General features: G+C 69.9%; 6 protein-coding genes. 4 read left to right on the top strand and 2 right to left on the bottom strand.

Annotation, left to right across the window (positions count from 1 at the left end; translation table 11 throughout):
* Positions 1 to 19: 19 nt before the first annotated feature.
* Entirely contained in the window at positions 20 to 2491 is a 2472-nt protein-coding gene (locus tag H261_RS12440; RefSeq protein ID WP_235062920.1) for an EAL domain-containing protein, read from the bottom strand.
* A 60-nt stretch (positions 2492 to 2551) separates the two neighbouring features.
* Entirely contained in the window at positions 2552 to 3214 is a 663-nt protein-coding gene (gene gph, locus H261_RS12435) for a phosphoglycolate phosphatase (RefSeq protein ID WP_008617992.1), read from the bottom strand.
* A 94-nt stretch (positions 3215 to 3308) separates the two neighbouring features.
* On the opposite strand from gph, the gene glmU reads away from it, so the two are divergent.
* The 4 genes from glmU to H261_RS25455 all read left to right on the top strand — a co-directional run.
* Entirely contained in the window at positions 3309 to 4658 is a 1350-nt protein-coding gene (gene glmU / locus H261_RS12430) for a bifunctional UDP-N-acetylglucosamine diphosphorylase/glucosamine-1-phosphate N-acetyltransferase GlmU (RefSeq protein ID WP_008617991.1), read from the top strand.
* Between the two features lie 5 nt (positions 4659 to 4663).
* The gene (gene glmS / locus H261_RS12425) at positions 4664 to 6487 is read left to right on the top strand and encodes a glutamine--fructose-6-phosphate transaminase (isomerizing) (RefSeq protein WP_008617989.1); all 1824 of its coding nucleotides are present in this window, start codon (positions 4664 to 4666) and stop codon (positions 6485 to 6487) included.
* On the top strand, positions 6484 to 7053 hold the full coding sequence (locus H261_RS12420) for a septation protein A (RefSeq protein WP_008617988.1): 570 nt from the start codon (positions 6484 to 6486) through the stop codon (positions 7051 to 7053). Before glmS ends, H261_RS12420 begins: the two co-directional genes overlap by 4 nt.
* A gap of 192 nt (positions 7054 to 7245) precedes the next feature.
* On the top strand, positions 7246 to 13476 hold a 6231-nt coding region (locus H261_RS25455), incomplete at its 3' end, for a beta strand repeat-containing protein (RefSeq protein ID WP_008617987.1).

The following is a 13476-nucleotide window of genomic DNA, read 5'->3' as shown; positions in this document are numbered from 1 at the left end:
GGGATAGGGCCCCATGGTGCTACAGGCGGCCGACCCGTTCAACGACCTTGGCGACCAGACGGGTGATTTCGCCGCCGTCGCCCAGGGGGGCCAGGGCCTCCAGATCGCCCAGCAGGGTATAAAGCACCTCTTCCCCGAACATGCCGCATTTGCCGCGCATGGCATGGGCGTGGTCGGCCAGGGCGCCGCGGTCGCGGCCCTCGGCCAGGGCGCGCAGCATCTGCTGGTCCTTCAGCATCTCGGCCATGAAGGCGGGCAGCAGATGCTCGAGGCCGGCGGGAATGTTGATCCCCGCCGCCAAGCCCGCGTCGAGCGGGGCAGCGTCGATATCGGCGGGCGGCAGCATCTCGGCCATGGCGGCCAGCAGATCCGAGCGGGCGATGGGCTTGGACAGGAAGCGATCGAAACCGGCGTCGCGCGCCCGCGCCCGGCTGGCGTCGGAATCGTCCACGGTCAGGGCGATCAGCGGAACCGGGGTCAGACCGTGGCTGGCCTCGAACAGGCGGATGGCCTTGGCGGCCTCGAAGCCGTCCACCCCGGGCATGCAGAGGTCGAGCACCACCAACTGGTGGCGGTTGCCGCCATCGGGGCGTATGGCGGTGGCCTTGGCGATGGCCTCCGCCCCGTCGGCGGCCTCGTCGACGATGCAGCCGGTGCCGTCGAGGAAGTCGCGGAACACCAGGCGCACCAGTTCCATGTCGTCGGCGAACAGCACCCTGACCCCGTGGGGCGCCACCCCGGGCATACCCTCCGGCTCGGGCAGGCCCAGGCGGTCGATCACGAATTCGCGGAAGCGCGGGCCGGAAAGCGGCGGCGAGAAGAAATAACCCTGGGCCACGTCGCAGCCCCGCGACGCGATGAAAGCCAGTTGCTCCTCGGTCTCCACTCCCTCGGCCACCACCTCCAGGTGGAGGGAATGGCCGAGCGCGATGATCGCCTCGACCATGGTGGCGTCGTCACCGTTCACCCCCATGTCGGAGATGAACGAGCGGTCGATCTTCAGCACGTCCACCGGGAAGCTCTTCAGATAGGACAGCGAGGAATAGCCGGTGCCGAAATCGTCCACCGACAGGCTGACGCCCAGGGCGCGGATGGCCTCCATCTTGGCCAGGATCTCCTCGCCGTTGGACAGCAGCAGGCCCTCGGTGATCTCGATGGTCAGCAGCCAGGGCGGCAGGCGGGTGTCGTCCAGGGCGCGGCGGATGATGCCGACGATGTCGCCCTGCTGGAACTGCCGGGGCGAGATGTTGACGGCGATGTTGATCTCGCCCAGCCCCATGCCCTGCCAGACCAGCGCCTCGCGGCAGGCCGCCGTCAGCAGCCATTCGCCGATGGGACGGATCAGGCCGATCTCCTCGGCCAGGGGCACGAACTGGTCGGGACTGACCACGCCGAGATAGCGGTTGTGCCAGCGCAGCAGCGCCTCGGCCGCGTTCACCTTGCCGGTCTTCACGTCGACCAGCGGCTGGAACACCAGATGGAATTCACCCTGGGCCAGGGCGCCCGACAGCTCGTCGGCCAGCTTGGAGCGCGCCTGGGCGCGGGCGTCCATGGCCGGGGTGAAGAAGCGGAAGGTGTTGCGCCCGGCCTGCTTGGCCTGCTGCAGCGCCGCCGTGGCGTTGCGCATCAGCGCCTCCACGTCCTCGCCGTCGCCCGGCCACAGGCAGACGCCGATGGAACACGAGATCAGGATGTGGTGGTGCTCGACCACGAAGGGTTCCTGCAGCGCCTCGAGCACGGCGCGGACCACGCCCTCGACCTCCGAGGTGGCGCGGACCCCGGACAGCACCACGGTGAACTCGTCGCCGCCGAAGCGCGCCGCCGTGTCGCCCTGGCGCAGGCAGGTCTGGAAGCGCCGCGACGCCTCCTGCAGCACCTTGTCGCCGATCCAGTGGCCGAGGGAATCGTTGATATTCTTGAAGCCGTCCAGGCCGATGAACAGCATGGCCGCCTTGGCCCCCTCGCGCCCGGCCAGGACCAGGGCCTGCAGCAGGCGGTCGAGAAACAGGTTGCGGTTGGGCAGTTCGGTCAGCGGGTCGAAATTGTTGCGCTGCCAAAGCTGTTCCGCCGTCTCGCGCGCCTCGGTGATGTCGCGGAACACCGCGATGCGCCGGGTCGCCTGCCCCTCGGTGCCGCGCTGGGTGGTGATGGACAGCATCAGGCGCACCGGCCGCCCGTCCTTGTGCCGGTCGATGATCTCGCCCAGCCATTGGCCGGTGGTGGAGATCTGGCGCCACATCTCCTCGTAGAAGGCGCGGTCGTGGAACCCCGAGCTGAGCATATGGGGGTCGTTGCCGATGGCTTCATCGACGGAATAGCCGGTGATGGCGGTGAAGGCCGGATTGACGGCGATGATCCGATTGGTGGAATCGGTGGCGAACATGCCCTCGAAGGCGTTGTCGAACACCGCCTGGTAGAGCGAGAGACGCTCCACCTGCTGCGTCAGTTCCTCGACCCGCCGCTGCGGCGACTTACCCTTACCCTCGACCACGGTGCCCCCAGAAATCGGCTGGTGAGAGCATGGCCCCGAACAATCTTCAACGCAAGAGGGCTACCCCAGCAACAGCGAAGAAAGCTGGCGGAAGTCGTCGACGATCCAGTCGGCGCCAAGCTCGGCCACCGGCCCGTGGCAATAGCCGAAGGACAGCGCCACGCTCCTCACCCCGGCGCGGCGGGCCGACAGGATGTCGTTGGCAGAATCGCCCACCATCACGGCGGAAGCGGCCGGCACCCCCAGGCGGTCGAGGATGCAGGTGACATGGGCCGGGTCGGGCTTGATGGAAGGCGCGTCATCGGCGCCGACCACCAGATCGAACCAGCGCTCCAGGTCCAGCGCCGCCAGGATTTCGGCGGTGGCGCGGCTGGGCTTGTTGGTACACACCGCCAGCATCAGGCCGGCGGCCTTCAGCTCGGCCAGGGTCTCGGGCACGCCGGGCCAGGGCACCGTGCTTTCCGCCGAGCGCGGTTCGTAATCGGCCAGGAAACGCTTGAGGTAAGGCGCCACGTCGGGACCGGGCATGCCGCCGCTGGCCATGAAGGCGCGGCTGACCAGGGTTCCCGCCCCGTCGCCCACCATGGACATCACCGCACCCTCGTCCAGAGGACCGCGCCCCTCGGCCGCCAGCAGGCGGTTGACCGCCGCCACCAGATCGGGAAGCGAATGAATCAGGGTGCCGTCCAGGTCGAACAACACCGCCCGCAAGCCCATGCCCATTGAAACCTTCCGAAACAAAGATTGACTTGGCCCACTCGGGCCTTTTGTGGCACCTTCCGGCCTCAACCGCAACAGATTGGGTCCAGCCCGCATCATGGCTTCCAGCAAGCTCGCCGTCATCGTCCTTGCCGCCGGCATGGGGACGCGCATGAAGTCGTCCCTGCCCAAGGTGATGCATCCGCTGGCGGGGCGGCCCATGGTGAGCCATCTGCTCGACACCGTCTCGGGCCTGTCCCCCGACCGCATGGTGGTGGTGGTCGGCCCCGACATGGAGGTGGTGAGCAAGACCGTCGCCCCCCATCCCACGGTGATCCAGGCCGACCGCCTGGGCACCGGCCACGCCGTTCTCCAGGCCAAGGCGGCGCTCGGGCAGTTCGACGGCGACGTGCTGGTACTGTATGGCGATACCCCGCTGATCACCCGCGCCACCCTGGAGCGCATGCTGGCCGAGCGGCGCGGCCCGCGCGACCCGGCGGTGGTGGTGCTGGGCTTCAAGCCGGAAGACCCCGGCCATTACGGCCGGCTGGTGGTGGGCGCCGAGGGGCTGAAGGCCATCGTCGAATACCGCGACGCCACCCCGGAGCAGCGCGAGAACCCGCTGTGCAATTCCGGCGTGATGGCCATCGACGGCAACCGGCTGTGGAGCCTGATCGAGCGGGTCGACAACCGGAACTCCAAGGGCGAGTACTACCTGACCGACATCGTCGCCCTGGCCCGCGCCGACGGCGCCACCTGCTCCCATGTGGAGGGCGACCCGGCCGAGCTGCTGGGCGTCAATTCCCGCTCGGAGCTGGCGGTGGCCGAATCCCTGATCCAGGCCCGCCTGCGCGAGGCCGCCATGGAAGGCGGCGCCACCCTGATCGATCCCGCCACCGTTTGGCTGTCGTGGGACACACGCATTGGCCGCGACGTCACCGTCTGGCCGCATGTGGTGTTCGGCCCCGGCGTCGTCGTCGGCGACAAGGTGGAGATCAAGGGCTTCTGCCATTTCGAGGGCTGCACCATCGAGGACGGCGTCCTCGCCGGCCCCTTCGCCCGCCTACGCCCCGGCGCCGAGATCGGCGCGAACGCCCATATCGGCAATTTCGTCGAGGTCAAGAAGGCCACCATCGAGGCCGGCGCCAAGGTCAACCACCTGACCTATATCGGCGACGCCCGGGTGGGGGCCGGCGCCAATGTGGGGGCGGGCACCATCACCTGCAATTACGACGGCTTCAACAAGTCGTTCACCGACATCGGCGCGGGGGCTTTCATCGGCTCCAACACCTCGCTGGTCGCCCCGGTGAAGATCGGCGACGGCGCCGTGGTCGGCGCCGGCTCGGTGATCACCAAGGAGGTGACCGAGGGGGCGCTGGCGGTGGCGCGCGGCTCGCAGATGGAACTGAAGGGCTGGGCCGAGCGCTTCCGCGCCCAGCAGGCCGCCAAGAAAGCGAAAAAGGACTGAACCCCATGTGCGGTATCGTCGGCATCATCGGCAAGGTGGAAGTGGCTCCTCTCCTGGTGGAGGGCCTGCGCCGCCTGGAATACCGCGGCTATGATTCGGCCGGCATCGCCACCCTGGTCGACGGCGAGATCGAGCGCCGCCGCGCCGAGGGCAAGCTGGCCAACCTGGAAACCCTGCTGAAGACCGCCCCGGTCGGCGGGCTGATCGGCATCGGCCACACCCGCTGGGCCACCCACGGCGTGCCCAACGAAAGAAACGCCCACCCCCACGCGACCAGGCGGGTGGCGGTGGTTCACAACGGCATCATCGAGAATTTCCACGAACTGAAGGCGGAACTCTCCGCCCGGGGCCACGTCTTCGAAAGCGACACCGACACCGAGGCGGTGGCCCAGCTGATCGACCACCACCTGGGCCAGGGGATGAGCCCGGAGGACGCCACCGCCAGGGCGCTGCAGCGCCTGCAGGGCGCCTTCGCTCTCGGCATCATCTTCGCCGGGCGGCCCGACATGATGATCGCGGCGCGCCAGGGATCGCCGCTGGCCATCGGCTATGGCAAGGGCGAGATGTATCTCGGCTCGGACGCCCTGGCCCTGGCGCCGCTGACCCAGAGGATCAGCTATCTCAATGACGGCGACTGGGCGGTGCTGACCGCCGAATCCGTGGTGATCCGCGACCGCGCCGGCGCGGTGGTGACGCGCGAGGTGCGCCAGACCCAGTTCTCCGGCGCCATGATCGGCAAGGGCGAGCACCGCCACTTCATGCTCAAGGAAATCTTCGAGCAGCCGGAAGTGGTGGGCGGCACACTGAACACCATGCTGAACCCCGCCGACCGCACCATCACCCTGCCCAAGCTGCCCTTCGATCTGGCCGCGGTGAAGCGGGTGCGGATCATCGCCTGCGGCACCTCGTTCTATGCCGCCTCGGTAGCCAAGTACTGGATCGAGACGCTGGCCCGCCTCCCGGTCGAGGTGGATATCGCCTCGGAATTCCGCTACCGCCGCCCGCCCATGGAGGCGGACGGACTGGCCATCTTCATCTCGCAATCGGGCGAGACCGCCGACACCCTGGCGGCGCTCCGCTATTGCCGCGAGCACGGCCAGAAGACCCTGTCCCTGGTCAACGTGCCGGAAAGCACCATCGCGCGGGAATCCGAGGCCGCCCTGCTGACCATGGCCGGTCCCGAGATCGGCGTGGCCTCGACCAAGGCCTTCACCACCCAACTGACCGTGCTGGCCTGCCTCGCCATCGGCATGGGCCGCGCCACCGGCGCCCTGTCGCGTGAGCAGGAGGCGGAAGTCTGCCGCTCGCTCTCCGAGATCCCGGCGCGCATCGCCGAGGTGCTGCGCCGCGACGACGACATCCGGGTGATCGCCCAGGGTATCGCCGAGGCCCGCGACGTGCTCTATCTCGGGCGTGGCACCGGCTATCCCATCGCGCTGGAAGGCGCGCTGAAGCTCAAGGAAATCAGCTACATCCATGCCGAGGCCTATGCCGCCGGCGAGCTAAAGCACGGTCCCATCGCCCTGATCGACGATTCGGTCCCCGTGATCGTCATCTGCCCGACCGACGAGCTGTATGAAAAGACCGCCAGCAACGTCCAGGAGGTGGTGGCGCGCGGCGGCCGCGTGGTGTTCTTCTCCGACCGGGAAGGCATCGACCGCCTGTCGGTCAAGGTCCACGCCTCCCTGGCTCTGCCCTCCGTCGACCCCGTCGTCGCCCCCATCCTCTACGCCATCCCGGTGCAATTGCTGGCCTATCACGTCGCCGTGGCCAAGGGCACCGACGTGGACCAGCCCCGCAACCTGGCGAAAAGCGTCACCGTCGAATGACCTCCCCGGCGCCCAAATGGCTGAAGCCCACGGTGGATTTCGGTCCGCTGGCGGTGTTTCTCGGCCTTTACTGGCTGAAGGGCCTGCTGCCCGCCACCGCGGCGCTGATGGCGGCGACGGCTTTGGCCCTGGTGCTGTCCTTCGCCTTCACCCGCAAGGTCGCCCTGATGCCGCTGGTCACCGCCTTCGTGGTGGGGGTGTTCGGCGGCCTGACCCTGTGGCTCAACGACGAAACCTTCATCATGATGAAGCCGACCATCGTCTACGGCCTGTTCGCCGTGGTGCTGGGCGGCGGGCTGGCCCTGGGCAAGCCCACCGTCAAGGCGGTGCTGGGCGAGGCGCTGCGCCTGGACGACGACGGCTGGCGCGCGCTGTCGCTGCGCTTCTGCCTGTTCTTCATCGCCATGGCCCTGCTCAACGAGGTGGTGCGCCGCGTCGCCAGCCTGGACACCTGGGTGCTGTGGAAGGTGCCGGGCAGCATGGCGCTGACCTTCGTCTTCATGCTGTTCCAGATGCCGCTGATCCGCCGCCACATGCAGGACGAGCCCACCGCCGCCGGCGAGTGAGGCAATATCCGCCCGGCAAATTGTGCCCTGGGCAAATTTTGCCGGGACGGGCCTGCCAATCCTCCTTATAAGAAACCCCAGGAATTCTCCCACTTCCCGTTACGGGCAGGGTTCGGCATGTTTCTTGCGTTGCCACGCGAAATCAGGTCTGGCGTCACCGCGATCACCTAGGGTCCGGTCGGAGAAGCACTCATGGTCTCGTCCATATCGTCGCTGAACGAGGCGCAGATCGCTCAACTGAGCGGCGCGGCCATCCGGGACCTGACCGCGTCCGACATCCGCGAACTCAGCACCTTCCAGATCGCCGCCTTCACCGTTCCCCAGATCCAGGAACTGAGCGGCACCCAGCTGGCGGTGTTCAGCACCACCCAGATGCTGGGGCTGACCGAGACCCAGATCGGCGCCCTGACGCCCTCCCAGGTGGCGTTCAGCGGCGAGCAGCTCTCGGTGCTGCTCGACGCCCAGTTCGACGCCTTCGGCGTGGACGTCATCCAATCGCTGTCCACCCTGCAGATCAAGGGCCTGACCGCCACCGACCTGGGCGAGATGACGGTGACCCAGTTCCGCGCCCTGGCCCCGAGCCAGCTGGCGGCGCTGACCACCGCCCAGGTCAAGGGGCTGACCGTCACCGAGACCGGGGCGCTGACCCCCACCCAGGCGACGGGACTGGCGGCGAGCCAGATCACCGCCCTCAACGGCACCCAGGTGGGCGGCCTGCCGGGCGAGACCCTGGCGGCGCTGACCCTGGCCCAGCTGGGCGGCCTGTCCGTCACCGGCATGCTGGCGCTGTCCTCCACCCAGGTGACGGCGTTCAGCGCCTCCCAGGTGGCGGCGCTCAGCACCACCCAGGTGCGCGGCCTGACCCAGACCGCCACCGGCGCCCTGAGCGCCGGTCAGGTCGCCGCCCTGAGCGGCGAGCAGATGGCCTCGCTCAGCGCCTTCGGCATCCTGGGCCTCAACGAGACCCACATCGCCGGACTGGCCGACACCCAGCTGGCGGCCATCACCGCCTCGCAGTTCCAGTTCCTCAGCACCTCGGCCATCGCCACCCTCGACCCGGCCCAGATGGCCGTCCTGAGCCAGACCCAGCTGGCGGCCATGACTTCGAAGCAGGTCGCCGGCCTGACCGACGCCCAACTGGCGGCGCTGACCACCACCCAGATCTCCCACCTGACCACCCGCGGCCTGGGCGGCCTGGGCGCCACCCAGGTGGATCAGCTGTCGGCCACCCAGGTGGCGGCGTTCAGCACCGTCCAGATCCGCGGCCTGTCCACCGCCGCGGTGGAATCCCTGGACGCCACCCAGATCGGCGGCCTGTCGGCGGCCCAGGTCGGCGTCCTGACCACCACCCAGTTCAGCACCTTCTCCACCGGGGAACTGGCCGGGCTGACCGCCACCCAGGTGGGAGGACTGTCCACCACCGGCGTCACCTGGCTGTCGCAGGAGCAGGTGGAGGCCTTGACCCCCACCCAGCTGGCGGCGTTCAGCGCCGGCCAGATCAAGGCGCTGTCGGCCACCGAGATATCCTATCTGTCCGCCGGGCAGATGCAGGCCCTGAGCGGCGCCCAGATCGCCGCCCTGGCCCTGACCGCCATGGCGGGCCTGGCCGAAACCCATTTCCAGGCCCTGTCGGCCACCCAGTTCGCCGCCCTGTCGGCGGCCCAGATCGGCATGCTGGGCGCCGATCAGCTGCACGCCCTGGACGCGTCGCAGATCGCGGCCCTCAGCCAGTATCAGGTGAAGGGCTTCGGCGCCCGCGCCCTGGCGGAGTTGGACGAGACCCAACTGGCGGCCCTGGGCACCACCCAGATGGCCGCCCTGACCACCACGGCGCTGCGCGGCCTGAACGAGTTCCAGATGGTGCAGTTGAGCGCCACCCAGCTGGGCGCCCTGAGCCAGAGCCAGCTGGGCGGCCTGCTCACCGCCCAGGTGGCGGCGCTCAGTCCCACCCAGATCGGCAGCCTCAGCGCCACCCAGGTGACGGGCCTCGGCATCACCCAGGTCGCCGCCCTGTCCAACGAGCAGATCGAAATCCTGTCCACCGCCCAGCTGGCGGCCCTGAGCCTGACCCAGCTCCGCGCCCTGTCCCCGACCCAGCTTTCGGTGATCACCCCGACCCAGGTCAACGGCTTGTCCACCACCCAGGTGGGGGCCCTGACTCCGACCCAGATCAGGGGATTGCCGTCCGAAACCATCGAGACCATGGCCGATTCCCGGCTGGCGGCGCTGTCCTCGCTGCAACTGGGCGGCCTGAGCATCGAACAGGCGGCCCGGCTGAGCGAAACCACCCTGGACCGGCTGTCCACCGTCCAGATCGGCGGCCTCACCGCCGGCCACATCCGGGCGATGAGCGACGAGATGTTCGCCTCGCTGGACGCCAGCCAGTTCCGCGCCCTGTCCACCACCGGACTGCTGGGGCTGTCCGCCGACCGGATGGCCACGCTGAGCGCCACCCAGTTGGCCGCCATGTCCACCACCCAGATCGGCGGGCTGGGCGCCGCCGTCATCGCCGCCATGAGTTCGGAGCAGATCAGCCGGCTGTCCACCACCCAGATGAAGGGGTTGATGGACACCCAGCTGGCGGCGCTGTCCGACGAGGCGCTGCAGGGGCTGACGGCCACCTCCCTCGCCGGCCTGTCCACCAGCCAGGTCACCGGCCTGACCGCCACCCAGATCGGCCTGCTGGCCACCGAACAGCTTTCCGCCCTGACGCAGACCCATCTGGCCGCCCTGCGCCCGACCCAGCTGGCCGGCCTGACCGCCACCCAGCTGGGCGAGTTGCCGGCGGCCCAGGTCCGCGCCCTGACCATCACCCAGATTTCCGCCCTGTCCGAAAGCGCGGTGGCCGCCCTGTCGCCCACAGCCATCGCGGCGCTGAGCAGCGCCCAGGTCCGCGCGCTGACCGCCGGCAACGTCGCGCTGCTGTCGGCGGCCCAGTTGGAGGCCCTGGCCCCGTCGCAGGTGGCGGCGTTGGGCGTCGCCACCCTGCGCGCCCTGAGCGAGACCCAGGTGGCGGCGCTGTCCGTCACCCAGATGGACGCCATGACCGCCACCCAGGTGGCCGGCCTGACCCCGACCCAGATGTCGGGCCTGAGCGCCGAGCAGGTGGCGGAACTGTCCATCACCCAGGTGCGGTCCTTGAACTCGCTGCAGCTGGGCGCGCTGAACGGCACACAGCTCCAGGGCCTGAGCGGGAGCGGGCTGGCGGCCCTGACCGCCACCCAGATGCGCGGCCTGGGCGCCGCCACCCTGGCCGAACTGGCCACCACCCAGATCGGCATGCTGAGCTTCACCCAGCTGGCCGCGCTGTCCACCACCGGCGTCACCGGCCTGTCCAGCAGCCAGATCGACGCCCTGGCGGCCACCCAGGTCCGGGTGCTGTCCACCACCCAGATCGCCGGCCTCAGCCCCGATCAGGTGTCGAACCTGTCGCTGACCGTGCTGTCGGCCCTGACCCGTACCCAGCTGGGCGGCATGACCGCCACCCAGGTGGGGTCCATGACCCAGACCCAGATCCAGGGGCTGGACGCCGCCAGCATCGCCGCCCTGTCGGTGACCGGCATCGGCGGCCTGACCGAGACCCAGGTGGCGGCGCTCAGCATCACCCAGCTGGGGGCCTTGACCCCGACCCAGCTGGCCAGCCTGTCCGCCTCGCAGTTGGCCAACCTGGATTCCGGCGATATCGGCGATCTGTCCGTCACCCAGCTGCGCGGTCTGACTCCCGCCCAACTGGCCAGCCTGACCACCACCCAGGTCGGCGGCCTGAACCAGACCCAGCTGTCGGCGCTGACCCCCACCCAGGTCGGCGGCCTGGACGCCGCCCAGTTGGAGGCGCTGGGGCCGTCGCAGCTGGGCCTGCTGTCGGCCACCCAGGTCAGCGGCCTGAGCCGGACCGCGCTGTCCGGCCTGTCCAGCGCCCTGGTCGGCGGGCTGGGCACCAGCCAGCTGCGGGCCTTGTCGGCGACCCAGATCGGCGCCCTGTCCGAGGACGGCCTGGACGGCCTGGACAGCGACGAACTGGGCTTCCTGTCGGTGTCCCAGGTCCGCGGCATGACCGCCACCCAGGTGGCCAGCCTGGATTCGGCCCAGTTGGCCTCGCTCTCCACCACCCAGGTGGCCTCGCTGTCCACCACCGCCCTGAGCGGCCTCACCACCACCGGCATCGTCGGGCTGGCTCCGTCCCAGCTGACGGCGTTCACCACCACCCAGATCGCCGCCCTGGCGGTCGAGCAGGTGGGCGGGCTGGAAACCTCGACCATCGCGGCGCTGACCGTCACCCAGATCCGCGCCCTGGGCCAGCAGCAGATGGCAGGGCTGGGCGCCACCCAGCTTTCCGCCTTCACCGCCACCCAGCTGGCGGCGCTGTCCACCACCCAGATGCGCGGCCTGGCCGGCGACACCATCGCCAACCTGGACGTGGGCCAGTTCAGCGGCACCCAGATGGCGGCGCTGTCCGCCGCCGGTATCGGCGGCCTGAGCCAGGGCCAGATCGCCCTGCTGTCCTCCGTCCAGTTGCGGGCGCTCAGTCCCACCCAGGTGGGATGGCTGTCGGCCGGACAGGTGGAGGGCCTGACCTCGGCCGAGCTGTCGGTGCTGTCCACCACGCAATTGTCCGGCCTGACCGCCACCCAGATGGGCGCGCTGACCACCACCACCCTGGACGGCCTGACCGCCACCCAGATGGGAGCGCTGTCGGCCGCCGCCATGAGCGGCCTGACCGAGACCCAGATGGCCACCCTGGGCGAGACCCGCATCCGGGCGCTGTCGGCCGCCCAGGTGGGGGGGCTGAGCGAGACCCAGACCCAGGCGCTGACTTCGGCGCAGCTGGCCGCCCTGTCGGTCACCCAGGTGGCGGCGCTGGCCACCACCGCCCTGGCTGGGCTCAACGCCACCCAGCTGGACTCGCTGACCAACACCCAACTGCGCGCCCTGTCGGCCACCCAGGTCGCCGCCCTGTCCGAGGACGGCCTGGACGGATTGTCGGCCGCCGACATCACGCTGCTGTCCACCGTCCAGTTGCGCGGCCTGACCGCCACCCAGATGGAATCCCTGTCCACCCAGCAGGTGGGCGCCTTCTCCACCACCCAGGTCGGCGCCCTGTCCGCCGTGACGGTGGCCGGGATGACCAACACCCAGATCGCCGCCATGAGCGACACCCAGGTCAGGGTCCTGACCGCCGGGCAGATCGCCGGTCTCAGCCAGGATCAGGTGGCCGGGCTGGGCGCCACCACCCTGGGCGCCCTTTCCGTCACCCAGTTGCGCGGCCTGAATGCCTCGCAGCTGGCCGCCCTGGATGCCGGCCAGCTGGCCGGTCTATCCAATACCCAGCTGGCCGGCCTGTCCCTCACCCAGATGCAAGGACTGGCCGGCGACACCGTCGCCAACCTTTCCACCTCCCAGCTGGCCGCCTTCGGCGCCACCCAGATGGCGGCGCTGTCCGCCTCGGGCATCGCCGGCCTGAACGCCACCCAGATCGAATCGCTGTCCACCGTCCAGTTGCGCGCCTGGAGTGCCAGCCAGGTGGCGGCGCTGACCGCCGCCCAGGTGGAAGGCCTGAGCGCCACCGACCTGGGGGCGCTGTCCACCACCCAGCTGAGCGGCTTCACCGCCACCCAGGTGGAATCGCTCACCACCACCACCCTGGCCGGCATGACCGCCACCCAGATGGCGGCACTGTCGGCCGGCGCGGTGGGCGGCCTGTCGCCCACCCAGATGGCAGTGTTCAGCGAAACCCGCATCCGGGCCATGACCACCACCCAGGTCGCCGGCCTGCGGGAAGAGCAGCTGAGCGCCCTGGCCACCACCCAGCTGGGCGCGCTGGGCGCCGGCCAGATCGCCGCCATCGCCGCCTCGGCCATCGACGGATTGTCGGCGGCCCAGACGGGCAGCCTTTCGACCACCCAGCTGCGGGCGCTGTCGGCCACCCAGATCGCGGCGCTGTCCGAAACCGGCATCGACGGCCTGTCCGACACCCAGATGGCGGGGCTCACCACCACCCAGATCACCGGCCTGGGCAGCGGGCAGCTGGCCGGGCTGGCCACCGGCCAGCTGGCGGCGCTGTCGGCCACCCAGGTGCGCAGCCTGGGCACCGCCCAGCTGGCGGCGCTGGATTCCGTCCAGTTCGCCGGATTGTCCACCACCGGCCTGGCGGTGCTGACCCCCACCCAGGTGGCCGGGCTGGCCGGAACGCAGCTGGGCGCCCTGAACCAGACCCAGTTGGGAATCCTGTCGGCCACCCAGGTCCGCGCCCTGTCGGGGGCCGGCGTGTCCGGCCTGTCCACCACCGGGCTGTCGCAGATGTCGGTCACCCAGCTGGCCGCCCTGAGCGCCGTCCAGGGTGGGGGCCATGACCTCGACCCAGACCGGCGCCCTGCCCATCGCCGCCCTGGCCACCCTGACCGCCACCCAGCTGGCCGGCCTGAA

It is taken from the genome of Paramagnetospirillum caucaseum, assembly GCF_000342045.1.
Classification (GTDB): domain Bacteria; phylum Pseudomonadota; class Alphaproteobacteria; order Rhodospirillales; family Magnetospirillaceae; genus Phaeospirillum; species Phaeospirillum caucaseum.
This window is presented reverse-complemented; position numbering and strand designations above follow the sequence as displayed.

Excerpts from the sequence above, each read along its gene's own strand:
- H261_RS12420 (WP_008617988.1), top strand. The coding sequence starts at position 6,484 with ATGACCTCCCCGGCGCCCAAATGGCTGAAGCCCACGGTGGATTTCGGT.
- gph (WP_008617992.1), bottom strand. The coding sequence starts at position 3,214 with ATGGGCATGGGCTTGCGGGCGGTGTTGTTCGACCTGGACGGCACCCTG.
- glmS (WP_008617989.1), top strand. The coding sequence starts at position 4,664 with ATGTGCGGTATCGTCGGCATCATCGGCAAGGTGGAAGTGGCTCCTCTC.
- glmU (WP_008617991.1), top strand. The coding sequence starts at position 3,309 with ATGGCTTCCAGCAAGCTCGCCGTCATCGTCCTTGCCGCCGGCATGGGG.